Genomic DNA, 25026 nt, shown 5'->3' with positions numbered 1-25026 from the left:
GACGGTGATGCATAGAATGCGTTTCACAAGGCGTAGGGGTGCGGGCTATATCCCTGACTACAGCAGGCGAGTAGAAAGTACATTAATAACTTTTTGACTTTAAATATCATTTTTTTATAACCATATCTCTCCTTGCCGATTCCGCCGCTTAAGGACCTTATCGACATGCCTTCCCCATTCCGTGCACTGGCGTTTCTGCTGAGCGCCTGCGCGTTACCCGTGGCTGCCGCGCAATCACCTTGGCTCGACCCATCCCACTCCCCGGCCACCCGAGCCCGGCAACTGCTCGGCGCCATGACCCTGGAAGAAAAGTCGGCGTTGCTCTACGGCTATGGCAGCAAAGTCGAGGGCAATCAGCAGTGGCAGGTCTACGTCGAAGGCAATCCGCGTCTAGGTATTCCAGCCATGACCCAGGGCGACACGCCCAGCGGGATCATGATTGGCAGCACAGCGGTGACCCAGATGCCGGCCTCGGTCGCCCTGGCGGCAACGTTTTCCCGACCTTTGGCGCTGGCTTATGGCGAGGTGATCGGTGGCGAAACCCGCGACCTCGGTTACGGCGTGATCCACGGCCCTAACGTCGATGTGCTGCGCGATCCACGTCATGGACGGGCCCACGAATCCTTCGGCGAAGACCCGGTGCTGGTCTCGGCGATGGCTACCGCGTATGTCCAGGGCGTGCAGCGCCATCAGGTACTGGCCGATGCCAAGCACTTCGCGGTCAATACGGTGGAAAAGGACCGGCTGACGGTCGACGCAAGAATTGATCGGCGCACCCTCAACGAGTTGTACCTGGCACCGTTTCAGGACGTGGTGCAGGACGGCAAGGTCGCGATGGTGATGTGTGCGTACAACAAGATCAACGGCGTACACGCCTGCGATGACCGGGACCTGATCGAGAAACTGTTGCGCACGCAGTGGGGCTTCAACGGCATTGTGCGCACAGACGCCGGCGCCAGCCACAGCATGGACTCGCTAAGGATCGGCGTGGATCAGGAGTTTCGCGTCGAGAGCCAATTCGGCCAGCGCCTGATCGCGGCGGTTCGCTCTGGACAATTCCCTGAATCAGCGGTGGACCGGGCGGTGTTGCGCATCCTCGAAACCATGATGCGCTACGGTATTTTCGACCACCCGCCGCAACGCACCGCCACCGATTTGCGAGCCCACGCCGTCCAGGCGCAACAGGTCGCCGAGCGCAGCATTGTGCTGCTGAAGAACAGTCACGATCTGCTGCCACTGGCATCGGACATCGGCACTTTGGCCGTGATCGGAGCCAGCGCCGCCGACACCCGCACAGCCGGTGGCCCGGCCAATCCGGCGGTGGAGGGCAAGGACACGCTGTTGCAAGCGCTGCGCGACAGGCTGCCATCGACGCGCATTGTGTTCGAGCCGGGCACCGATGCGGTATCTGCTGTGTCGGTGGCGCCGGGTTATCCGCCGCTGCCAACGGCCATGCTTCAGGCCGACACGCAGGGCACGCCGGGGATTCAGACGATCTACCGCACGACGGACAAGCAGACGTTGAAACGGATTGACGCTTGCCTGTGTTTCACCCCATCACGGGGGTTTGAGGATTTCGCTTTATCCAGCGTGTCCCGTTATCAACTGCCGCCCGCCAATGTCCGCTCAGTTCAGTGGCAAGGATGGCTGCGGATCAGCGCCGATGGCGACTATGGCGTGGACCTGGTCGGGGCGGGGCAGGCCCGTTTGCAGATTGACGGCGAAACGGTGCTGAAGCTCGATTCAACACGTTCGGACGGTCGGGTCCAGCGTTCTATTGCGCTCAGCGCCGGCCTGCATCGGATCGCCCTGGAACACCAGCCGTTGGCCACGGGCAGCCACTTGAAAGTCGGCCTGTTGGCGCCCGATAGCGTGCTGGACTCAAGCATGCAGGCGGCGGTCGAGGCTGCACGGCAAGCGGATGTGGTGATTGTGCTGGCGCGGGATCTGGCCAGCGAAGCCAACGATCGACCGAGCCTCGACCTGCCGAATGACCAGAACCGCCTGATCAAAGCCGTCGCATCCGCCAACCCGCGCACAGTGGTGGTGCTGACCACGGGCAGTGCCGTCACCCTGCCTTGGCAAGCGCAGGTGCCGGCGGTGCTCGAAGCCTGGTACGGCGGCACTCGCGCGGGCGCGGCCATTGCTCGGGTACTGCTCGGGGAGATCAACCCGTCCGGACGACTGCCGGTGTCGTTCCCGGTGCGCGATGCGGACCTGGCCACTTCGGCGCTCAGCAGTTTCCCTGGAATCAACGCCGTGGCGCGATATCCGGAAGGCCTGGCCACCGGTTATCGCCACCACAATCGCGACACCGCACCGGCAGCGGCCTACCCGTTTGGCTTCGGGTTGTCCTACACCCGCTTCGCGTATGCCGACCTGACCCTCTCCGCCCCCCGGTTCGAGATCGCGAAGCCCGCTGCCGATGGCACCTTCAAGGGCTTGAAAGCGCTGCAAGTGCGCTTCACCGTGACCAACACCGGCCCACGCGCCGGGACCGTGGTGCCGCAACTGTACCTGCGTCATCCATTATCGGCGCACCTGCCGACGCCATTGCTCAAGGCTTTCGACAGTCTCTACCTGCAACCCGGTGAACGCCGCGAAGTGGCATTCGAGCTGGATCAGCGAGCGTTCTCGACCTTCGATCCCGACCAGCAGCGCTGGCAGGTTCTGCCCGGTCGCTACGCCGTGCAGGTGGGTGATTCTTCCCGCGAAATCCTGCTCACGGCCACGGTCAGCGCACGCCTCGAGTAGCGTCAGACGCGCCATGCATGAGGGGCATGCGATTTTCGGCTTGTACAGCCGGCGTGCTCCGCTGCTAAAACAGCGTCCGACGGGAGCAACCGTGCTCCCGCCCACCACCTTGCCTTGCCACTTGACGACCTGACCCGATCACGGGAAGCCACAACACCGACCGTACGCCTCGAGCGTCGGCGAGTGCCTCAGCGGCTGCCATTAGAAAACACCAGGGGATCAGATCGATGAAGCCAATCACCAGCACCCTCCACCGAGGCGCCCTGCTCGGGCTGTTGTGCCTGCCCAGTGCCTACGCCCAGAGCGCCGAGCCGACTGCCGAAAAAGACAGCCAGGCGGCACCGACGCTCAAGTCCGTCACGGTCACCGCCACTCGCCGTGAAGAGTCGCTGCAAAAGGTCCCCGTCGCGGTCACGGTGGTGGATGGCGAACAACTGGAGCGCGACAACCGCAACAGTGTCGGCTCGATCGTTCAGCAGATTCCGACGTTGAATTACCGCACCAGCGCATCCAACAAGGACAGCTCGCTGTTCGTGCGGGGCATCGGCACCATCTCCACTTCCCCCGGCGTCGAGCCGAGTGTTGCGACGGTGATCGACGGCGTGGTCTACGCCCGTCCGGGCCAGTCGACCCTGGACCTGTTGGACGTGGATCGCATTGAAGTGCTGCGCGGCCCTCAGGGCACGCTGTTCGGCAAGAACGCTTCAGCCGGTGTGCTCAACATCGTCACCCGCGACATCCAGGACGAGCCACACGGCTATGTCGATTACTCGCACTTCGGCGGCGGCAACGAAAACCGCATGCGCTTTGGCCTCGGCGGGCGCTTGAACGAAACGCTCAAGGGCTCGCTCACCACCTCGTTTGGCGAGTACGACGGCAATGTCGAAAACGTCGTCAATGGTCACGATACCAACGGTTACGAGCGCAAAGGCGTGCGCGGTAAATTGCAATTCCAGCCCCAGGATGACCTCAAGTTCACCTTGATCGGCGATTACAGCGACGGCGAAAACGATACGCCATCGGTGCTGGTCAAACCCAGCGCCGCAGTGGCCGCGGCAATATCGCCGGTGGTGCCGGGCAACGATAACCGCAAGATCAAGAGCGACTACAAGACCTACGTCGAAGACACCAATCGCGGCTTGTCGCTGCAAGCGGACTGGTCGTTGGCCGATTACACCTTGACGTCGATCAGTGCATGGCGAGGCTGGGACAACACCCAATATCAGGATAACGACTTTCTGGCGGCCTTGCCCGTCTCCGCTGTGCACGACAAAGGCGAGGTGGACTACGATCAGTTCAGCCAGGAGTTGCGCCTGACATCGCCCAAGGGGCAGTTCGCCGAATATGTGCTTGGGACCTACCTCTTCCATGGCAAGTCTGAAGAAACCTACCGGCGACTTTCGGTCAACAGATCCGTAGCCAACAGCGGACGCGCCGACTACAGCGCCACCAACAACAGCTATGCAGTGTTTGGCGAAACGACCCTGAACTTTCGTGACGACCTGCGCGGGATCTTCGGTCTGCGCTGGACGCTGGACGAGATCGAATACGCCCATCGACGTGTCTCCACCTCAGCCGTTGAAGTCAACTCCGTGCGCCCATCTTTCGCCAGCAAGGGTTCACATGACGACTCCGGCGTGTCCGGGCGCGTTGGCTTGCAATACGACATCAACGACAACCTCACGTCCTACGTGACGTACTCGCGGGGCTACAAGGGACCGGCCTACAACGTCTACTTCAACATGCAGGCAGTGGACCTCGAACCCCTCGATCCGGAAACCTCCGACACCTATGAACTGGGCCTCAAGAGCAGCGCCTGGAACAATCGCCTGACCGCCAACCTGGCGGTGTTCCATTCCAAATACGACAACTACCAGGCGAACTTTTTCGACGTGGTCGGCACCTCGGTGGTGACTCGCCTGATCAATGCCGGCTCCGTGACCAGTGAAGGCGTCGAACTCGACTATGCGCTGCAGGCGACCCAGCAACTGAAAATTTCCGGTGCGCTGGCCTACACCCGGGCGCGTATCGACGCCTTCGAATGCCCGGCAGGCGCCGCCGCCAGTTGCAACATCAACGGCAAACCGTTGCCCTTTACCCCCGACTGGAAAAGTTATGTACGGGCGGACTACACCATCCCGCTGGAAAACGGCTGGGACGTGGAACTGGGCACCGATTACAGCTGGCAGGGCGAGGTGAAATACAGCCTCGACCAGAACCCCAACAGCGTGCAGGGCGCTTTCGGCCTGTGGGGCGCCAGCATCGCCCTTGCGGATTACAACGCCGGTTGGCGCGTAGCGTTCATCGGCAAGAACCTCGCCGACAAGTCCTACTCACCCGTGCTGTCGTCGGGAGCCAGCACGACCCGCGTGGTTCCCCGTGACGATGAGCGCTACTTCGGCGTGCAACTGCGCAAAGATTTCTGATCCTTCCAAGGCTGGAGCAACAACCATGAGCTTGAACGTGGAACGTGTGAACCCGCTGCTCGGCGCCCGTGTCAGTGGCATCGACCTGGCCTCTGTCAACGACGCGACCCTGGCGCAGATCGAAGCGGCGCTGGTGGCGCATAAAGTACTGTTCTTCGAAGACCAGCACTGGAGCGCCGCGCAACAAAAAGCCTTTGCCGAACGCCTCGGTGAACTGCACGTCCACCCCGTGTTCGAAGCCGACCCGGCGGTGCGTGAACTGGTGGTCTTCGCCTACGACGACAAAAACAAGGGTGCCAACGACACTTGGCACGCCGACGTGACCTTCGCCGAACGACCGCTGAAATTGGGCATTCTTTATGCCGAGGAAATCCCCGAGGTCGGGGGCGATACCCTGTGGATCGACACCGAGGCCGCCTACCGCGCGTTATCGGCACCGCTGCAGGATGTGTTCGACAAGCTCAGCGCGATTCACGACTTCTGCAACGCGAGAAGCCCGGATACGGCGTTGGACATTGAGGGGCTGGAGCGTCTGCGGCGTGTGATGCCGCGACCGACCCAGCACCCGGTGATTCGCACACATCCGGTGTCGGGCAACAAGTCGATTTACGTCAACCGCGCCTTCACCACGCACATCGCCGGTGTGTCGCGCCTGGAGTCCGAGCACCTGTTGGCGTTACTGCTGCAGCATCTGCAGATCCCGGAATTTCAGATGCGCTGGCGCTGGAAGAAAAATACCGTGGCGATTTGGGACAACCGCAGCACGCAGCACCTTGCAGTGGCCGACTACTTTCCGGCACGCCGTCGGGTGCGGCGCGCGGCGGTATTGGAAGAGGCAAGACCTGTATGAAGTTGCGCGGATTGAAATATTGGCTGGTGTTGCCACTGACAGCATTGATGGCGCTGGCGCACGCGGAGGGGTTGACCATTCGCATCGCCGGCCCGGATTTGAGCGCGGGGGCGAAAGTCAGCGGTGGTCCGGTGGCCGATGTGCTGTACACCCGGCACATGCTTGAAGACGCCTTTGCCGCCGAAGGCATCAAAGTGCAATGGCACTTCTTCAAGGGCGCCGGCCCGATGATCAATGAAGCCATGTCCAACGATCAACTGGACGTGGCGTTTCTTGGTGACCTGGCCTCGATCATCGGCCGTGCCAGTGGCTTGCAGACCCGTTTGCTCATGGCCACGGGCCGCGCCACCAACGGTTACCTCGGCGTGGTTCCCGGCTCCGGGATTCAGCGCATCGAAGACCTGAAAGGCAAGCGTGTGGGAATTCTGCGCGGCACCGCCGACCATCTCGCCTTGATCGACGTCCTCGCCAGCGCAGGTTTGCAGGAGCGTGACGTTAAGTTGATCAACCTTGATTTTAACGCGGTCAACGGCGCCCTGGCGGCGCGGCAGATCGACGCCAGCTGGGCGCCGGCGCGGCTGTTTGCGCTGAAGCAGAAGGGCTTGATCGAAATTCCGTTGGGCAGTCAGCAACTCAATGGCCGGGGCGCGGGACAAGGCGGACTGATCGTGACTCAGGCTTTTATCGACGCCCATCCACAAGCTACACAAAGACTGGTCGAGGTGGTGGCCCAGGCACTGGACTGGCTCTCGCAGGAAAAAAATCGCCAGGCGCAGATCGACCTCAGCGTCGAACAGTCGGCTTACCCTCCCGCGGTACTGACCGAGGCACTGGCGGGCGGCGATCTGGGTTTTATCTATTCGCCCCTGCTGGACGAGCACTACCTGAGCGTGCTGCGCAAAGACGTGCAACTGGCCACGGACGCCCGGCTGATCCGCAAACCGTTCGATGTCGACCAGTGGGTCGAGCCTTCCATTCTCAAGCAGGCCCTGCAGCAAACCCAGCTCACTGATGCCTGGAAACCGGCGAGCGAATACCGTTGGACGACCACCAAGGACACTGCACAATGAGTCAACCGCTGACCCCTTACACCGCCGACCCGCAACGCTATCAGGGCCGTGATTACCGGCGCGCCGGGCGCAATGGCTTGTTGTTGCCAGCACTGTCGCTCGGGCTCTGGCACAATTTCGGCGACGACACACCGCTGACGCGCCAGCGCAACATTCTGCGTACCGCGTTCGATCACGGCATCACTCACTTCGACCTCGCCAACAACTACGGCGTGCCCTATGGCAGCGCCGAAAGTAATCTGGGCCGGTTGTTGCGACAGGACTTCGGCGCCCATCGTGATGAATTGATCATCTCAACCAAGGCCGGCTGGGACATGTGGCCGGGCCCTTACGGTCAGGGCGGCAGCTCACGCAAATACCTGCTCGCCAGCCTCGATCAGAGCCTGGCCCGGCTGGGCCTGGACTACGTGGATGTCTTCTACTCCCACCGTTTCGACCCCGATACACCGCTGGAAGAAACCGCTGACGCGCTGGCCAGCGTGGTCCGCCAGGGCAAGGCTCTGTACGTGGGGATTTCTTCTTACTCAGCACAGCAAGCCGATGAGATCGCCGTACTGTTGAACGAGCGCCAAGTGCCGCTGGTGCTGCAGCAACCGCTGTACAACTTGCTGGACCGCAGCATCGAAACCAACGGCGTGCTGCAAGGGGCGCAGGATCGCGGGGCTGGGGTGATCAGCTTTTCGCCGCTGGCTCAGGGGCTGCTCTCGGGCAAGTACGCCCATGGGATCCCTGCGGACTCGCGCATTGGCAAGGGCAGCCGCTATTTGCCGGAGCAAGCGTTAAACGACAGTCTGCACACGCGTATTCAGTCCTTTGAAAATGTGGCGACTCGCCGCGGGCAGACCCTCTCGCAACTGGCGCTTTCCTGGACCCTGCGCGACCCGCGGATCACCTCGGTGCTGGTGGGTGTCAGCACACCTGAGCAATTGATCGAAAACCTGCAAGCCCTAACCAATCTGGAATTCACAGCAGAGGAGTTAGCACAATTGGCCGATACCTGATTCGGCCCACCAGATCTGCGCGCAATGCCTTCGAAAAGAGTCAAGCAAGCCGCTGGGTGTCGCCCCAGGTGCAGCCGTATTGGCCTAGCCAAATGCTTCTTTGACGAGGCTGTCGAACATGCTGTAGGCCGACAGCGCCTCACGACGGTAATCCTCGTCGCTGGCGTCCAGAGGCGTGACTTGCAAGGTCTGGATCTCGATGACATTGCTGGTCGCGTCATGCTGGTAGTGGAGCAGCACCGAGATACCGTAATTGTCGCCACACAGGCTATAGCAGACATTCATGTACTGCGGTTTGAGCAGCGCCAGGCCGTGCATCTGGCTATGGATGGCCAAGGCACAGACCCTGGCCTGGCAGGTCGCGGCGAAGGCCGACTTGGGCAGTTTCTCGGCGTAGGCCGCGTCGCCAATCACATGCACATCCGGTACTAGCAGGGATTCCAGGGTCTGGGTGTTGACCGGACACCAGCCATGTTCCGCGGCCAAGCCGTTGTGCCGTGAAAAATCATCAGCCTGCTGGGGCGCGATGATGTTGATCACCTGGCCGCTGACCGGACCACCCTCGGTCAGCAACTGCCCCTTAGCTTCGTCGAAACCGTGCACGGTCCCCCCCTGCAAGGCACCAATCCACTGGATGTTGGCCTGCTCGCTACCATAGCCATATAAACGTTTCCAGGCCTGCTCGAATTGCGCCTGCTTGGCGAATCGCGGCTTGGCATCCAGGACTATCACCCGCGAATCGGGTTTGTGGGTCTTGAGATAATCGGCAATCAGGCTGGCCCGTTCATATGGCCCAGGCGGGCAGCGGTAATCGTCCACCGGTACCGAAATCAGCACATTGCCGCCGTTGGGCATGGCCTCCAGTTGCTGACGAAGCAAGCGCAGTTGCTCGCCGCCGCCCCAGGCATGAGGTACACGACTGGCCACCGCCTCGCTGTAACCAGCGATACTGTCGTACTTGTAGCCAATGCCCGTCGCCACTACGCAGCGGTCGTAGCCGAGCACCGAACCGTCGGCGAGCCTGACCTGCTTGCGTTTGGCGTCGATCAAGCTCGCCTTCTGATGCACCACCTCGATGCCCTCGGCACGTAGCTGTTCGTAACCAAAAATCAGGGTTGCTTCGTCCCGCTTGCCCACCAGGTACTCGACCCCCAGCGGACAGCAGTGATACTGCCGGCTGGGCTCGACCAGAGTGATACCGACGTTCGCATCCAGACGCCTGAGAGTACGAGCGAAAGTTGCGCCGGCAAAACCACCGCCGATCACCACCACGGCATAAGAGCGGATTGCCACAGGCACCGCCGGTCTGGCCAGGGCCTGGATCGAGGAAGCTCCGATACCGGTGGCCAGCCACTTGAGCAACAGCCTGCGTTGTGGGTTCATCGACATGGAGCCTCCTGCGCGCAACCTTGCAGGAACCCCAGAAGCTGTTGCAATTCCTCGCTTTTGAGGGCGGACATCGCACTGGCCATTTCCTCTGGCATCGTTCGTTGGCCTGTGGCCATATCCTTCAGCACTCCTTGCATATACTGCACACTCTGTCCTTTCACATACGGCGTATCCGCCTGCTTTTCATGGCAACTGGAACAGTGTTGCGCATACAGCCGCTCACCCTGCTCGTGTGCCTGGGGCACGGCCGCCCCCAGCGAGTCTTTCGGCAGGCGGCTGTAATACTCGGCGAACTGTCTGAGCGTCTGGTCGTCGTACCCTTTCATCGCCCGGTTCATGATGGTGCCTTTGAGGGTACCGTCGCGATAAGCCGCCAGGGTCTTGTACAGGTAGGCCTCGGACTGGCCGGCCAGCGAAGGAATCGCCCCCGGCGTGCGCTGCCCCTCGAAACCGTGGCAATTGATGCAACCGTTGCTCAACATGAAGGAGTCGCCACGACTGCCGGCTTGCAGACTGGGAACCGCAAAAACGAGGCCGATCAACAACGACCCGATAACCACGCGCATAGCCTGGACTCTCCCTGTGCCTTGTATCGGCCGCCGCACCGCGTCGGCCGAGTCATCCCATCGATTACTCAGTGAGTACGTTGCTCATGTACACCTTGGTGTGACGCAGGTATTCCTTGGGAATCTGGTAACCGCCATAGGCTTTCACATGGCCGTCGATATAGCCGCTCATGGCCTCGCGCGAAGCAAATATCTGCTTGGCCCGCTCGAAGGTCGCCGAGTCACGGTAGATCATCAGGTGGATCAGCGGCTCGCCCAGCTCGGTTGGGATCAGGTTGATCACCTTGACCCCCTCCTTCGACTTGCCAGCATAGGTCTGCATGTACTTGGCCTGGGAGGTGACGAAGGTATTCAGGAACGCCTCTTCCTGGCCCTTGGGCGGCTCGAAAATGATGGTCATGGCCTTGCTGGTGGGGGTTGCAGCCGGAGCCGGGGCTGTCGGGGCCTGAGTCTGAGCCCATGCCTGGTTGCCAAAAAACCACAGGAGGCCGACCAGGCCAAGACGCGCCGTAAGGTTGTTCATCGCTATCACCTTTATTGTTACTGATGGCTTAATTTTTTATGTCTAGCCAAACACGTCCGGCGAGCAGGCCCGGATGGCAGACTCGAGGCTTTTCTTATTTGTGCAACACAACTGAAATCATTCGTCCTTCCAGGTCCGCCGTCGGGTTGGCGGTATCCCTGGGATCAACCCGCACTGAGCTGATTTCCACCCGGCGATAGTGTTCGAACATCACACGCTGGTACTCCGGCGGCAGCAAGGGCCGGATGCAGAACAGCGACAGGCGCCCGCCATCGCCGAGCAGTGACTGCGCGGCGAACTTGAGGAACCTGAGGTTCTCATCGTCAACCGCCGCCATGTCATCGGCGAACGGATCGAAGAATATCGCCGAATAACGCTGGGGGCCGGTATCAAGCTGCTGCCAGTAGCCGGGGAGCAAGTGAATGTTCGTGCGCGCGCCCTTCCAGCGCTCGGCCCGGTCCAGCACCTGTGGATGGGGCTCGACAATGGTATGGGACGCCGGGCCGAACTCCTGCAGGATGCTGGCCGAGATGCCCATGCCGAAGCCGATTTCCAGCAGCCGGTCGTCAGGCGTGAGCTTGAGGTCCTCGACCATTCTACGAATCAGTGGCCTCTCCCATTCATGCATGACGTACTCGTCGCCGATGCGCAGCGAATCGCCGGTGTAAACCGCCTCTGCCGCCAGATAGTCCTTGCGTTGCGGGTCCATAAGCACTCCTTTTCTCTTCACTCAGCGTAGATTCGGCGATCACGCCAACAGTCTTGTGGCGTCACCTCACCAGTTTCAATTCGGGCCTGCCGATGAACGCTTGCGCCGGCGTTACATTTGATTTCAGCAGCAGGGTCTGGAACCCGCCCTTGAACGGAACCCTGGCGAGGATCGCGATACTCAGTTCTTCGAGGTACAGCGAAAAACCCTGCAACGCCTGCAGGGGCAGACCGGCAAGCACGGCGTAAGCGATTTCCAGCAGCAACTGGTCGAGATAGATCACCAGTGTTCTTTGGCTGTGCCGACGGAGAATCGCTTCCAGTTCGATGGCAAATGCATGATAGAGCGTGTTGAGACTCGGGCTGCCGTAGCGACCCGCATAGGGATCGAACAACCATTCCGTCTTGTGGGCCCCATGGACCTGCTGCGGATCGTAGTACTCCTGCTCGAGGACGAGGGTCTGGATCCCAAGGCTGTCAGCCAGGGCCAGGACCGGGGCATAGCAGGCCGAGCGGCCGGATAGCATTAACAGGTCGCCGTGCGCACGCTGCAGCGTCTGCAGATGCTGTTGCAACAACACCTCGTCAGACTGCCGCGCACGACGCATAAGAATCACGTTCATCTCGTCGAACTCCTGAAGCCAGCCTCGCAGGCCGCCAATGCCTCGATATGCCGAGTACGGGTAGCGCCGACGATACAAGCGTCGACCTGCCGATGATGGAAGGCGTAGTCCAGCGCAGGCTCCAGGGGAATATCGCCGCCCGCCAGGCAATGCACGGCGTAAAGGCGCGATCGGGCCTTGATCTGGCGCAAGTAATCGGCGTAAGTCGCGCATTGCATGTTCAGCAGGTTGACCGGCACCGCAGCGCCGGCGAACGATCGCTCTCTCAACACCTGCAAGAAGCCGGCGCTAGGATGGAACCCCAGGAGAATCCGGGAAGCCGCCGGAATGGCCGCCTCCATCTGCCGCAGGATCGCGTCGAGCAACGCGTATTGCTGTTGCGCGAGCAAAATGTCCAGCCAGTCGCCCCCCAGAGTCACCAAGCCAGGCTGGCAGCAGCGGACGATATCGAGGTCTTCGGCTATCTGTTGCGCATCGGCGGCGAAGGTATAGCCAGGGGCGGTGTAGTAATACATCGGGTTGGCCTGGACCTGACGGACACTGACGCTCTGCCCCGAGGTCTGCTCGGTCACCCGCAGCAGAAACCGTGAATGATAGATATGCCGCGTTCGTAGGCCACCCGCCAAGGCACTGCTGACGGCCTTAGCCGTGGGCCAGTCGCCGCTGGCCATGCCCAGGCCGGAACTGGCCAGGACCCAGCGCGCGATCCCCTCGACCTGTTGCGTCGAGTAGGGACTGCCGTAACGCTTGAGAAACCCCCGGTCGCCCAGGTACAGCACTGGCTCACGCATGAGTATTTCCTTGCGCCGGATAATCAACGAGCCAGCTCGCCGAGTTCAATGTCATGCTCCAGCCGGCAACGATGATCCACCAGTACCAGAGTGTTGCCGCTACGCTCGACGTAACGGCGCAACGCTTGCACACGCTCGGCCAGTTGCTCGGCGCGCAAAGCCCTGAACGGCTCATCCAGCAACACCAGATGGTGGCGGTCCTCTGGCAAGGTGCTCAGCCAGGTATCCAGCCAACCACTTGCTCCGAGCTCACCGCCGAGCAGCGCCAGGGCATTGCTGTCCAGGTAGTAACGGGGTGATGTCATGGCCTGCGTCACGCCCGCGTCTTCAATGGTCACGTCGGTGATACCGGCCACGCCCTTGAGGTACTCGCTCTTGCCCGAGCCGGAGTGCCCCGATAGCGAATACAACCGGCCCCGTTCCAGGATCAAGGCACGATAGGCACGTTGAGCGACAAAGGGCGCGATGCTCAGGCTCTGCCCGGCGATAGCCACTACCACCGAACTTTTGGGCCGGGCAAAATATTGCAGGCGCTCCACCGACACCGACTGAGATTTGAAACCCGTGATGGCCAGAAATACATTGGCCAGGTCGGAACGAACTAGCAGCAAAGCCGTGACCGCGAGCACAAAGGCCGAATCGCTAGTGCGGTAGAGACTGCCCATCAAGACCACCAGGACAATCACCAGGTCACTGAGCAACGTGCAACTGGCGGCTGTGACTGTGCGAGTGATCACACTGCGCATGCGGGTGGTGTAGAAACTCTTCAGCCCCTCGGCTATCGCACCCCGCTGGGTGAGCGCCAGCCATTCACCCAGGCGTTCGAAACCCATGCCACCGGCCCGGGAAATGGAAAATGCCACATGGGCGGAGCGTAGTAGGGAGTCGAATCCCTTGACGCTCTCCACCCGGGTCCGATACAGCTCGTTGATCGAAAGCCGGTACAACACCGCCAGCAGGCCGCTGAACAGCAGCGCCACTGCGATCCCGAACAGACCGAACCCCATCCACAAGGCCACGCCATTGCACAGCAACAGCGCGAAAATCCAGGCAATGTCGTGGGCATACCAGGCGATGCGTTCGAATGTCGTGGTGACATCGCGAGAAACCACCTGCAGCGCATCGGCCAGGCCGGTGACCCGGATGTCCCGCAGACCATCGATGAACAAGCGGGAAAAGCGGCTGCGCAACAGATTCTCGATAAACAGCCCGGCAGCTATTCCTGCCCCTACCCCGGCCACGGCATACAACAAAACCTGCCAGGGTAAGAAACCTGCCTCTGGCAGCGTCAGGTTGGCCGCATAGCTCATCATCAGTGCCGGCACCAACAACATCAGTCCCCCCAAGCAACAATACTTGAACAGATCGCCGAGACTGAAGCGGTCCAGCGCCGGGGGGCCGGCCGGCACCGTCGGAGCCGTCCGCTCAGCGATCTCCGCCGGCGGGCCCTCACGCTGCGCTATCGCTCTTGCGGCCGAGGGGCTGAAGCTGACCCAGGACAGGCGTTCCAAGGCCTCTTTCACCGCCAGCGCGGCTGCGGCGTCCAACGCCGAGAAGTCGTGGTCGACACTGAGGGTCCCGTCCTGGATACGGGCCAGAAACACGCCGCGCAGCAGCTGCAGGCGCAGGCGCTGTCCGGCAGATAGGTTGCTCGCGTCCAGCTCGATAGGCAGTTGCAGGACCTGCTGTGGGTCCTGCCCCAGCTCGGGTACCAGCCGGAAAGCGCCCAGCAACGCATGCAGGTCCTCGCGCTGGCTCTCCAGTGGACCAGGAATCAGTTCGACCAGCGTCGCGGGCCAGATCGGCCAGTCGGCGTCGAACTCGATCACGCCGCGCGCCTGATCGGCGACAGCGGGTCGCAATACCGGATGCCTGGAGGAATTCTGATACAGGCCATTGAGTGCTTCCAGGGAGCGACCGACGGCCCTGTAACTCACATAGGAGCGGGGCAACGCGAGCACCGCCGCCAGCAACGGAATGCTTAGCCAGAAAATCGCCCCGTCCCAGACCATGGCCGATTCCGAGGTACCCAACAGCCCCAGCAAGACAAAAGGAATCAAGCGGCCAAAACCGATGATGTAGCTGTCGGCGCCGCGCAGCAGCGTATCCAGGTTGCGCAGGGAGCGTTCGTCCACCAGTGTTCGCTCGATGCTCTGCAAGGCCGTATGGTCAGCGAACTGTTTGAGCCACGGTCCTTGGCGCAACCATGCCGAACATTGTTCGATACGCTGCGCCGTCATATCCATGATTCGCTCGTAGTTGCGGTCCGAGAGCCTGGACAGCAGATAGGAAAGCGGCAGGAACATACCGATCACCGCAACCGCCCAGAACCCTGCCGTGCCAAAGACCAGCAACGCCAGCAGGATTGAAAGCAGCAGGAAAACCGGAATAGCCAACAGGTTAACGCTAGCACCTATACCATCGAGAATGACGCTGAAATCCCGCGACACCACCCGTTCCAGCACCGACACCTCTACCCCGGGCTGCATCTTGCGCACCAGAAGGCGCTCGAACTCGCGGCATAACCTCAGGGAGATGTAGCGTTCCAGATTGAGTTCACTCACCACCAGCAAGAACCCGCTGATGGCCAGGAACGCCAGGAGCGCTGTATCAGCCAGCACGATATCGGCAGCGCCTTGGGCCGCCACCAGGGTGCTCAGCTTGTAGATGAACAACAGCGGCACGCTGTATTGCAACAACGACACAAGTATATAAGCGCTGACCGCCCAGGGCGCAAGGCTGAAGGCCAGACCGAAAAAACCATCGACGAAGGCTCGCCCTTCGGAGCGAGCGACCGTCCGATAGCGCAATGCCGGGGTAAAACAATACATCCAGTTCACGGCCGCGCCTCCTCGCAGTACACCCGACCCGGCTCCAGGGCCTGTACGCGCTGCAGGCAGTCTCGGATTTTCTGCAGATCGTAATAATGGGCGGGAATCTCCCGGCATTCGCAGTAATGGGCCACCCATTCCTCCAGAGTCCATGAAAATGCCGAGCCCGCCCCCAGGAAGCGGCTCAAGGACAAGATGTCGAACCAAACGCTGCGCTGCAGGGAATGAGTCTCCAGGTCGAGGACACGCACGCCATCCACGGTAACAAGCAGATGCTCCGGCTTGCAGTCACCGACGCTGATGCCCTGCAGGTCGAACGAGGGGAAACGGCAGCGGGACGCCAGGCAGGGATCGATAAACTCAGGGGTACTGCGGTGCCCCATGACGCGCTGGATATTCGCCAGGGCCGTGGCATGCATCGCCGCGTAGGCCGCAATCACTTCAGGTAGATCGGCCGGACCGGGCAAACGGCCCTGGAGAAACTCCAGCACCAGTACCTGATGCCGCGCATCCTGATATCGCATGCCTGCGATCGGCCCCGAGCGGAAGAGCAAATAACCGCTGGCTTCGGCGGCATAGGCCTCCGCGTCGAAGTAACGCTTTATCACCACCTGCTCGCCCGAGGCCATGCACAGGCCCGAGCAGACCAGCGACTTCACCGACTGGCCGAGTACCCGCAGAACCTGATAACGCTCGGCCAACAACTCAGCGAGCGCCTGTTGCTGCAACTGCAGCTGGGCGGCGCCGAGGAGCTCCAGATGCACATGGTCAAAGGCTATTTGCCCGCTCATGGCGCAGTCGCCAGGGACATTTCATAACTGCGCAAGGCACGTCCATAGTCCACTTGCTCGTTGTAATACTCGAGCCAGAACGCAAGCGGGCTGTCATAGCGATCACAGACATACCACTGCGATGCCGACAGGTTGAGCAGCTCCCATATCTGCAACTCGCCGAGAAGCAACTGGCAGAAATCGTCATGGTCGACACGGATGCCGTAGGGATAACGCTTGATCGCCCCCGCGCCTTCGTCCGGCACCTCGACGAACTCGACCCTGGACACGTCCAGCAGCCATTGTTGGCCGATGCCGTCGTCCCGGGTCAATTGCAGCACCACACGGCACGGGCCAACGGGGCGCCCCAGGTAGTTGCTCTGGGTCATCAGCACCTGACCGTAGCGGGTAATCAGCCAGGTCCTGGCCATTTCATCGAGATGGGCCTTGATCCGCTGTGTGTCGAGCGAGACCGTCCGGCGTCGCCCTTTCGCCGGACGGAACCCTGCCTGTTCCTCGGATGCGCAGATCCAGTCCGCCGGTTCACCCGGCCGTGCCGGCGCCACGTCGAAGCTTTCGCCGGGCATCAGTGAGTGCACCGCCCGTAACAACGACAGTTCACTGCAGATCTGCGCCAGTTCGAGGTTCGACCAGGGGTGATGCATTTTGCCAAAGGGATCGCGATAACCATTGCCCGCGAGGATCAGGGTCGGCACCTGATTCAGTCGGCGCATCGGCTTGTGTACGATTTCGTCCAGCAGACGCAAGCCGGACACCCGGGTGTAGCGTTGGTCGGGCACCGGCAACAGGTTGTCCAGGCCGATCGGCCCTTGCGCTCCACTGCCCTGGAAATTATTGGTCATCACCATGACCTGAGGCCAGGCAACGGCTCCACTATTGACATCGGCAAAGTAAGCGTCGGCAATGCGGGTATCGGACTGGATGAACACCGCCTCGCGCCCCCGATGCTCGACATGCAGCGATGCTACCCGGCTGTCCCAAAACAGTACCTCTGTGCAGGGCATGTAGAAGCGCAGGCTCAGCGAGCCGATGAAGAACTCGGCCTGAGTATCAACCCGCCGCACCTCGTAACCGCAGGCGCGGACAATAGCCTCGGCCGCGCCGGGAAACAGTTCCGGGACATAGACCACTTTGTGTTTGAGCAAGTGTCCGTAGTCCGATGATAAGCGGCGCAAGGAGGCTGGGTGAAAGTGCTGCAGGTGCTCGGTGGTCAAGACAATGCCGTCCACCGCCGGCATGCGCTGCAGATCGACGTTGCGCGCCGGGACTATCGTGAACTGCCGGTCGGCATCGGAACCGAAGCCACCACCCAGCACCGGGTCGATCAATACATGGCTATCGCCAGCCCGCAGCGACCAGCTTTCGTGGCCGATCATCGTCAGCTTCATGGGCAAACCTCCAGGTTACGCATGCTGCGCCCGATGATTTTCGCCAATAGCTCAGGGCTGCCGTTCTCGCCGTAATAGCTGTAGAAGAACGGGATCAGGCCGTCGAAGATACCGTTCTCGAACCATGACTGGACCGAAACGCCCACGATGTCCCAGATCTGCAGATCCCCCTCGATCATGCCGATGAAGTCCACCAGGGGCAGGCATACGCCGAAGGGATACTGCGCCACCAGCGATTCAAGCTGGTTGTGCGCCTCAGCCTCGAACTGGCCGCTGATGAGGTTCAGCGCATAGCTGTCCTGACGCCCCAGAGCATGCGAGGCAAAACTGAAAACGATTCTTTTCGGCCCGAGCTTGCGCCCCTTGTAATGAGACATCGCCAATACCTTGCGCCCGGTGATGAACAGCATCAGGCTTTTCGCCAGGCGCTGCAGCTCGGCTTCCGCGCGCCGCAGCAGCTCGTCATACGACTCGCCGTCCTGCACGTCCGGGCGCACCGAAGCGACCACCTCGACGGTCTTGCGCGCCTCGATGAACTGGTCCAGCTCCTCGATCAGCAAGTTGTGCTGCACCTTGTCCACCTGGACCCAGTCGATAACCGCCTGCGACCCGGAACAAGGATCCAGGGCAAAAGCTTCGCCTGGCAGCAGGCCGACAATATTGGTGTCCAGGCTGAGTCGATTGGCCAACCGGCTCAATGTCGGCTGGTCGGAAAACGGGAAAGCGGCGAACCCGCCCAGGCGTTTGATGAACCCGCCGCCGCAAAGGGCGATGTTCTCGGGCTGCACCGGAAAATCATCCATGTAGCTGGTCAGCACGGCGCTCAGCACACCGATCCCCAGCGGACCGACCTTACGGTTGCAGTCACTCGCGTTCTTACCCCAGTTTTCCAGGGACTGAAAAGCTCCCGGAGGCGATACCCTGGAGTTGTTCGAGACGATCACCAGCTTAGGCGGTGTCAATCGTCCTTCGACGATATCGGTCTTGAACACTTCGGACACCAACGCGTCCACGGCAATGAAGATGCCAGTGCTCGGCTGTTCGGCCTCCTCGATATGCACCTGGGTGACCCGGCTTTCCCAGAAGGCGGTCTTCGGATCCGCCGGGTAGAAGCGCAGGTTCAGGTCGCCAACCCGCATCGGCTCGGTGTCGTTGACTTGCGTAAGGGTGAACCCGAGGTCGCGGATGCATTGCTTGACCGGTTCGACAATGGTCGCCCCCACCACAAACCGGGCGGAACGTGGCAACAGGTTCAGCGACTGGATATCGAAATGATCGGAATGTTCGTGACTGAGGAAAATCAGGTCTACATCGGACAGTGCCGTGGCATCGACAGTACGCGGAGGATAGATCTCGATCCGGTGCTCGTCGACCAAACCGAAGTCTTCACACAATAGCGGGTCAATCAGGATCCTGGTGCTTCCATGCTCCACAAGCCACGTTTGATGGCCGATAAAGATCGCCCGCATGTCCACCTCCTCCCTGGATGACAACTGGATACTCACTACCCGAAAAGCGAAAAAGCAAGAAAGGACTTTCTTGCTTTTTCGGGGTCAGCTCAACGGTGGTATGCGCAGCTTGCAGCCTTGGTTTCGGATACACGGGTCTTGGACTTCTGAATGGCGTCGCTCAAGACCTGTAACTCTTCCTTGCTGAAAAGTACTTTTTCGCTGTCTTGATGGTTGGGCGCGGTCGCACCCTGCTGGATCTTCTGGCTCATGACTTGCTCCTTGTCTAGCTGTTTCCAGGTACGCCAAGGCGTAATGGCGTCCTGTCGCGAGCCAATATAACCGAGGACTCCGACTTTTCAAGAAAGAAAAGTTCCCGGAAAAGTGACGCAACCGCGGTCTCAGGCCCGGAGTAAACTTTTGATACAAATCTTCTGAAAACCACCAGCCCTTGTCCGACCTGCGGGAGGGTTCCCCGAAGAGAGGTTGCCCTGTTGATGCCTAATGCGACGACACATAAACCGACGGCCCCACCGGCGCCGGCAACGCATAAGTCGCCTTCATCCTTTCAATCTCCGCCTGTGGCGTGCGACCAAACAGGCGCTTGAACTCGCCCAGTCGGTGCGAAACGAGCGCGGTGCCGATCACCCGATGGCCCGCAGCAAGCGCTTCCCACGCCAGGGCATTGCCCAGGCCGCTGCTGACGCCGGTGATGAATAGGGTTTTTCTGCTGCTTATGGCGAGCCTCGAATCAGGTGGGAACGAGGCCATGCTATCGACGCAGAACCTCGGCACCTATGCCGGTTTGCCTTGCAGCATTGCCTATTCCTATCAGGACTCGGATGCCAGGGCCGGTCTCGAGCGTCGGCTCCCGCACATTGCACTGACGTCAGTCGCCTGAATATAATGCGATTCATTATCAATTATGTATTTTTCCGGGATGCTGATGCGCAGCAACGACACACTGGGCAATGCCGACCTCACCCTGCTCTATCGCAGCCACCATTCCTGGTTGCACAGTTGGCTGAGCCGGCGCATCGGCTGTCACGAAAGCGCGGCGGACCTGGCGCAGGACACGTTTGTACGTCTGCTCAAGTCGCGTCAATTGAGCCCCTTGCGCGAACCCCGGGCGTATCTGAGCAGCATCGCCCGTGGGCTGATGATCGATCGGTATCGCCGTCGCGAACTCGAACGCGCCTACTTCGAGAGCCTCGCGCTGCTCCCTCCACAAGCGGCCCCCTCTGAAGAAGAACGGTTGCTGATTCTTGATAGCCTCGAGCGGATCGACCGCCTGCTGGACCTGCTCAAACCGAGGGTTCGCGAGGCTTTTCTACTCGCCCAGCTCGACGGTCTGACCTGCCTGCAAATAGCCGAAAAACTGTGCGTTTCCCGCTCTACGGTGGAACGCGACCTGGCCAAGGCCCTGCAACACTGCTATCGCTTGCGTTATGCCGAACAGTGAAGCGCAAGCGCTGGATCCGGCGGTGGTCGACCAGGCGATCCAGTGGCTGGTGCGTCTGCGCTTCAATCCTGCCGATGAGCAAACCCAGCGCAGTTTCGAGCACTGGCTGCAGCAGCGGGCGGAGCATCGGTTAGCGTGGCAGCGTGTCGAAACGCTTGGCGATGACTTCGCGGGCGTGCCACCTGATTTGGCCCGGCACACCCTCAAGGGCGCCCGCTCAGGCCTGCATCGGCGCCAAAGCCTCAAGCTACTGGGTGCATTGGCCACCTTGGGTGGCGCGGCCTGGCTGGGCCGCGACTACACGCCGCTGCCGGCCATGCTTGCCCAACAGCACAGCAAGACCGGCGAACAAAAGCGCTTCCAACTCGATGACGGCAGCCTTATCCAGCTCAACAGCGACAGTGCAGTCGACAGCTATTTCAACCCACAGCGACGCCTGATCGTTCTGCGACGCGGCGAAATCATCGTCAATACCGGCCCGGACGCGGGCTCGGCTCAACCGCGTCCGTTCTGGGTACAAACCCGCGACGGCCTCATACGCACCCTGAATGCCCGGTTCCTGGCATACGAGCGGGACGACGGGACGCTCATCGCGGTGCAGGGCGGCACCGTCACGGTGTTTCCTGGGTCCAGTCAAACCCTTGCGGTCAACGACACCGTCCAGGCCGGCAACCAGCGGCTGTTCACCTCAGATGGCATTCGTGAGTTCAAGGATAACGGCCTGGATGTCTGGAGCTGGAGTGACGGGGTGATCAGCGCACGCAATATGCGCCTCGGTGATTTCATCGGGGCCTTGTCGCGCTATCGCCCGGGCCTGTTGCGCTGCGCCGAAGAGGTCTCGGGCCTGCGGGTTTCCGGCACCTTTCAGCTCGCCGACACCGATCAGGTGCTGGCATTGGTTGCACAGTCACTGCACCTGCGGATCGATTATCGAACCCAATACTGGGTGACGTTGAACGCCGCCAGCTAACAGTTTTCCTCGCCATACATCAACCTCAAATAAAAATGAGGTGATTTCTCATTCTCGTTCGACATGTAAGAAAAGGCCGACCTACAGGCCGATCTGCCGATCCCCTTTCACGGAGCGAGTCAATGAGTGCGTCCCCGGTTCCCCAGCGTCATCTACTGAATCGTGCCATACACGGTGCGGTCTTCGGCGTCATCGTCAGCAGCTATGCGCTACCCACCCTGGCGCAGCCCTCGACCGTTGAGCAGACCCACCAGCTGCACCAGTGGAACATTCCCGCCGGGCCCCTGGCACCGGCGCTTGACCGCTTTGCCCGCGAGGCGGGAATCAGTCTTTCCTTCGACGCTTCAAGCGTAGCGAACCGCAATACCCGGGGCGTGAGCGGCACACTCGATACGTCCGAAGCGCTGTCGTCGCTGTTGCAGGGGAGCGACATCGCCATACAGCAGCAAGGCCCGAACGCTTACTTGCTGACGCCGCAACCCAAGGCGGATGCCGACCTCGAGGAGTATCGCCTTGCGCCTATTCTCGTCAACGCCAAGGCCAGGATCGACGGCACCGAGGACAGCAACTCGGTGGTGGCCCAGGAACTCTGGGTCGGCGGTAAGGTGGCCACCAGCATCCTCAATACGCCCGCCTCGGTTTCCGTGGTGACCGACAAGGAAATGAAGCAACGCAGCGTGAGCACGACCGAAGAGCTGCTGCAATACACGCCGGGGGTCATTACCGACTATTACGGCACTGACGACCGCAACGATTACTTCCAGATCCGCGGCTTCCAGGCCACGACCTATCGGGACGGCCTGACCCTGGGCTCGATGCGCGGCGTGCGCGAAGAACCTTTCGCCTATGAGCGCGTTGAGGTGATCCGCGGGGCCAACTCCACATTGTTCGGCCCGGCCGACCCGGGCGGCTCGGTGAACTTTGTCAGCAAGAAGCCACGCTTCGACAAGTTCGGCCAGGGCTACGTCACCTACGGTTCTTTCGACCATGTCGAAACCGGCATCGATGTCGGGGACTCGCTGAACGAAGAAAAAACCTTGGCCGGTCGCTTCACGGCAAAGATGCAAGACAGCGATCGCGAGTACGACCACTCACGGGACGACAACAAGTTCTTGATGGGCGGCCTGACCTGGTCACCCACGGATTTCACCTCGGCCTCGGTGATCGTGGACTATCTGAAAACCCAGAGCTCGCCCAACAGCGGCGGTTACCCGCTGGACAAGGAATACGACCGTGACAAGTTCTACGGCGAGCCCAGCTACAATTTCCACGATGTCGAACGCACCAACATCAGCGGCACCTTCAGCCATGATTTCGACAATGGCTTCGTATTGCGCAGCAACCTGCGCTACAGCGAACTGACCGATGATTTCGGCTACGTGTTCCTCAGCGACTCCCCGACTCGCACCGGCACCACGGTCCCGCGTTACATCTTTGGCACTGACAGCGAAGCCGAGCAACTGAACGGCAACTTGATGCTGCAATACGATGCCCGCTTCGAAAACATCGACAGCAGTACGCTGGTGGGCGTGGAGTACGGCGATTCTTCGACCGAGGAACGCTCCGTCTATGCCACGACAAGCTCCATCGACCTGGCCAACCCCGTGTTCACGGGTGTACCCAGCGGCGTAGCACCCTATAGCAACGATAAGCTCGACACGAAAACCAAGGCCGTGTTCCTGCAACAGAACCTGTCCTTCTATGAGCGCTTTATCGTCACCGCCGGTGTGCGCAACGACTCGCTGGATCTGTCCAGTACCGACATCAACAACGTAAAAGCGTCGGATAACTTCTCCGAAACCTCCTATCGCGGCGCACTGACCTATATCGTCAACGACGAAGTGTCCACCTACATCAGCATGGTCGAGTCGGTCTCGCCACCCACCGTCGGCGTTGTCCCCAAGACCGGCAGGCAATATGAAGTGGGCGTGAAATATGCGCCCATCGGCATGGACGCGCTGTTCTCGGCGGCCGTCTACGACCTGACCCAGGAAAACGTCAGCATCGCCGTCGTACTGCCCAGCGGTGTCATCGAGCAGCAAACCGTTGGCGAATCACGGGTACGCGGGCTGGACCTGGAAGCCAAGGCTGAGCTGACCCCCAACCTGAGCCTGGTGGGTGGCTACTCCTACATGGAGTCCGAAGTGTTACGCGGTACTTTGTACGACGGCAGCTCACTCAAAGGTAATGAGTTCGCCACTGCCCCCAAACACTCCGCGTCACTGTGGAGCTATTACAACATCCCCGACACCGATGTCAGCGTTGGCCTGGGTGCACGTTATGTGGGCTCCTATTACTTCGACGCGGCCAACACCGGCACCAGCGATGGCACGACGCTCTTCGATGCGGCCTTCAACTACAAACTCTTCAAAGGCACTGACCTGGCGATTAACGTCAGTAACCTGCTGGATGAGCAGCACGTGGTGGGCTCGGGGACCGCGAACTACTACAACCCGGGCCGCGAAGTGACCGCGAAGTTGAGTTACAACTGGTAAAGAGCTGGTCGTTCATGATTGGGGCTCGGCTTGATGCGGGTCAGTCATCGAACGGCGAAAACCGTCGGAGGGGCTCAAACCCTCCGACTTCAAAAAAATTAATCATCTAAAATCATGCACTTAGAGAATATTCAACTGCCACTTTGTATCTGAATAGTTGGTTCTGAAGCGCAAGGGGCTGAGCCTGCTGACAGAAGGTCCCAACAACCAGTTGAGTATCCCAGCAAACAATGTAGACTCGCCTTAACGCATAACGTTAAGCATTAAGAGATGATCAGAAGCTTCAGATGCGCCGACACCCAAGCTCTTTTTGAAACCGGCAAAACCCGGCGCTGGGCAGCCATCCTTTCAGTGGCAGAACGAAAGCTGGGCATGCTCGATGCTGCGGTCGATCTCAACGACCTGCGCTCCCCTCCTGGAAACAGGTTGGAGCAGCTGTATGGCGACAGGGAAGGCCAGCACAGCATCCGGGTTAACGGTCAGTACCGGATCTGTTTTGTCTGGGGCGCCAACGGCCCCGAAAATGTAGAAATCGTAGATTATCACTGAGGTGAGTCATGTTTAAGAATGGCATGAGGCCCGTACACCCTGGAGAAATTCTCAAAGAAGAGTATCTGGAACCGCTTGGCCTTACCGCAGCTGCGCTTGCAAGGGCGTTGCACGTTTCTGCCCCCACCGTAAATGACATTGTCTTGATGCGCCGTAGCATCAGCGCGGATGTTGCTTTGCGCCTGGCCGCCGCATTGGAAACGTCAGCGCAGTTTTGGCTGAATCTGCAGACTGCGTATGATTTACGTACAGCTGAGATTGCTAAAGGGGAACAGATTCACAGGGAAGTGGAGAAGGTTCCTCACTGCGCATAACCAGCACAAAACAGAAATTTGAGCCCAGCAAAATAGCTGGGCTTTTTGTTGGGCATAAAAGACATCACGCGTTTGCC

The 25026-nt window shown here is 60.4% G+C and carries 22 protein-coding genes and 2 pseudogenes; 11 read left to right on the top strand and 13 right to left on the bottom strand.

What is annotated here, in order from left to right:
- Window positions 1-165: 165 nt before the first annotated feature.
- From IB266_RS24610 to mgrA, 5 genes are all read left to right on the top strand, one after another.
- Window positions 166-2754, top strand: a complete 2589-nt coding sequence (locus IB266_RS24610) for a glycoside hydrolase family 3 C-terminal domain-containing protein (protein ID WP_192262991.1) — start codon at window positions 166-168, stop codon at window positions 2752-2754.
- Window positions 2755-2981: 227 nt separating this feature from the next.
- The gene (locus IB266_RS24605) at window positions 2982-5180 is read left to right on the top strand and encodes a TonB-dependent receptor (RefSeq protein WP_192262989.1); all 2199 of its coding nucleotides are present in this window, start codon (window positions 2982-2984) and stop codon (window positions 5178-5180) included.
- 25 nt (window positions 5181-5205) lie between these two features.
- Window positions 5206-6030, top strand: coding sequence for a TauD/TfdA family dioxygenase (locus tag IB266_RS24600; RefSeq protein WP_192262987.1), 825 nt, complete (start codon window positions 5206-5208; stop codon window positions 6028-6030).
- On the top strand, window positions 6027-7100 hold the full coding sequence (locus IB266_RS24595; protein WP_192262979.1) for an ABC transporter substrate-binding protein: 1074 nt from the start codon (window positions 6027-6029) through the stop codon (window positions 7098-7100). The genes IB266_RS24600 and IB266_RS24595 overlap by 4 nt, the downstream gene beginning before the upstream one ends.
- Complete coding sequence (mgrA, locus tag IB266_RS24590) at window positions 7097-8101, top strand: L-glyceraldehyde 3-phosphate reductase (protein WP_192262977.1); 1005 nt, start codon at window positions 7097-7099, stop codon at window positions 8099-8101. Before IB266_RS24595 ends, mgrA begins: the two co-directional genes overlap by 4 nt.
- 84 nt (window positions 8102-8185) lie before the next feature.
- Here mgrA and IB266_RS24585 read toward each other — a convergent pair whose 3' ends face one another.
- The 13 genes and pseudogenes from IB266_RS24585 to IB266_RS30985 form a co-directional block, all read right to left on the bottom strand.
- Window positions 8186-9490, bottom strand: a complete 1305-nt coding sequence (locus IB266_RS24585; protein WP_192262975.1) for an FAD-dependent oxidoreductase — start codon at window positions 9488-9490, stop codon at window positions 8186-8188.
- On the bottom strand, window positions 9481-10056 hold the full coding sequence (locus IB266_RS24580) for a c-type cytochrome (RefSeq protein WP_192262973.1): 576 nt from the start codon (window positions 10054-10056) through the stop codon (window positions 9481-9483). Before IB266_RS24580 ends, IB266_RS24585 begins: the two co-directional genes overlap by 10 nt.
- A 64-nt stretch (window positions 10057-10120) precedes the next feature.
- A complete protein-coding gene (locus tag IB266_RS24575; RefSeq protein WP_192262971.1) occupies window positions 10121-10579 on the bottom strand; it encodes a hypothetical protein in 459 nt (152 codons plus the stop codon).
- A gap of 94 nt (window positions 10580-10673) precedes the next feature.
- Complete coding sequence (locus tag IB266_RS24570) at window positions 10674-11288, bottom strand: class I SAM-dependent methyltransferase (RefSeq protein ID WP_192262969.1); 615 nt, start codon at window positions 11286-11288, stop codon at window positions 10674-10676.
- A gap of 61 nt (window positions 11289-11349) precedes the next feature.
- Window positions 11350-11910 carry a hypothetical protein gene (locus IB266_RS24565; RefSeq protein WP_192262967.1) on the bottom strand — a complete coding sequence of 187 codons (561 nt, stop codon included), beginning with the start codon at window positions 11908-11910 and terminating at the stop codon, window positions 11350-11352.
- Window positions 11907-12701 (bottom strand): hypothetical protein, encoded by a 795-nt coding sequence (locus IB266_RS24560; RefSeq protein WP_192262965.1) that lies wholly within the window; start codon window positions 12699-12701, stop codon window positions 11907-11909. Before IB266_RS24560 ends, IB266_RS24565 begins: the two co-directional genes overlap by 4 nt.
- Window positions 12702-12724: 23 nt before the next feature.
- Complete coding sequence (locus IB266_RS24555; protein WP_192262963.1) at window positions 12725-15541, bottom strand: hypothetical protein; 2817 nt, start codon at window positions 15539-15541, stop codon at window positions 12725-12727.
- Window positions 15538-16323 carry a hypothetical protein gene (locus IB266_RS24550; RefSeq protein WP_192262961.1) on the bottom strand — a complete coding sequence of 262 codons (786 nt, stop codon included), beginning with the start codon at window positions 16321-16323 and terminating at the stop codon, window positions 15538-15540. The genes IB266_RS24555 and IB266_RS24550 overlap by 4 nt, the downstream gene beginning before the upstream one ends.
- A complete protein-coding gene (locus tag IB266_RS24545) occupies window positions 16320-17711 on the bottom strand; it encodes an MBL fold metallo-hydrolase (protein ID WP_192262959.1) in 1392 nt (463 codons plus the stop codon). Before IB266_RS24545 ends, IB266_RS24550 begins: the two co-directional genes overlap by 4 nt.
- On the bottom strand, window positions 17708-19180 hold the full coding sequence (locus IB266_RS24540) for an MBL fold metallo-hydrolase (RefSeq protein WP_192262957.1): 1473 nt from the start codon (window positions 19178-19180) through the stop codon (window positions 17708-17710). Before IB266_RS24540 ends, IB266_RS24545 begins: the two co-directional genes overlap by 4 nt.
- 89 nt (window positions 19181-19269) lie before the next feature.
- On the bottom strand, window positions 19270-19431 hold the full coding sequence (locus IB266_RS24535; protein WP_170842363.1) for a hypothetical protein: 162 nt from the start codon (window positions 19429-19431) through the stop codon (window positions 19270-19272).
- Between the two features lie 229 nt (window positions 19432-19660).
- Window positions 19661-19777: pseudogene (locus tag IB266_RS24530) on the bottom strand (AraC family transcriptional regulator); the annotation flags it as partial.
- Window positions 19757-19897 (bottom strand): annotated as a pseudogene (locus IB266_RS30985) (short-chain dehydrogenase/reductase); the annotation flags it as partial. The pseudogenes IB266_RS30985 and IB266_RS24530, both read right to left, overlap by 21 nt.
- A gap of 31 nt (window positions 19898-19928) precedes the next feature.
- On the opposite strand from IB266_RS30985, the gene IB266_RS30910 reads away from it, so the two are divergent.
- From IB266_RS30910 to IB266_RS24500, 6 genes are all read left to right on the top strand, one after another.
- Entirely contained in the window at window positions 19929-20060 is a 132-nt protein-coding gene (locus tag IB266_RS30910) for a hypothetical protein (protein WP_263864938.1), read from the top strand.
- A 45-nt stretch (window positions 20061-20105) separates the two neighbouring features.
- Entirely contained in the window at window positions 20106-20621 is a 516-nt protein-coding gene (locus tag IB266_RS24520) for a sigma-70 family RNA polymerase sigma factor (protein WP_060743083.1), read from the top strand.
- Window positions 20608-21591, top strand: a complete 984-nt coding sequence (locus tag IB266_RS24515) for a DUF4880 domain-containing protein (RefSeq protein ID WP_192262955.1) — start codon at window positions 20608-20610, stop codon at window positions 21589-21591. The genes IB266_RS24520 and IB266_RS24515 overlap by 14 nt, the downstream gene beginning before the upstream one ends.
- Window positions 21592-21713: 122 nt before the next feature.
- Complete coding sequence (locus IB266_RS24510) at window positions 21714-24086, top strand: TonB-dependent siderophore receptor (RefSeq protein WP_192262953.1); 2373 nt, start codon at window positions 21714-21716, stop codon at window positions 24084-24086.
- Window positions 24087-24356: 270 nt separating this feature from the next.
- Window positions 24357-24635 carry a type II toxin-antitoxin system RelE/ParE family toxin gene (locus IB266_RS24505; protein WP_072340959.1) on the top strand — a complete coding sequence of 93 codons (279 nt, stop codon included), beginning with the start codon at window positions 24357-24359 and terminating at the stop codon, window positions 24633-24635.
- An 8-nt stretch (window positions 24636-24643) separates the two neighbouring features.
- Window positions 24644-24949 carry a HigA family addiction module antitoxin gene (locus IB266_RS24500; protein ID WP_025211727.1) on the top strand — a complete coding sequence of 102 codons (306 nt, stop codon included), beginning with the start codon at window positions 24644-24646 and terminating at the stop codon, window positions 24947-24949.
- Window positions 24950-25026 lie beyond the last annotated feature (77 nt).

Source organism: Pseudomonas sp. Pdm06 (assembly GCF_014851795.1).
Taxonomy (GTDB): Bacteria; Pseudomonadota; Gammaproteobacteria; order Pseudomonadales; family Pseudomonadaceae; genus Aquipseudomonas; species Aquipseudomonas fluorescens_AA.
The sequence above is the reverse complement of the archived record's forward strand: the minus strand, read 5'-3'. Positions and strand labels throughout refer to the sequence as shown.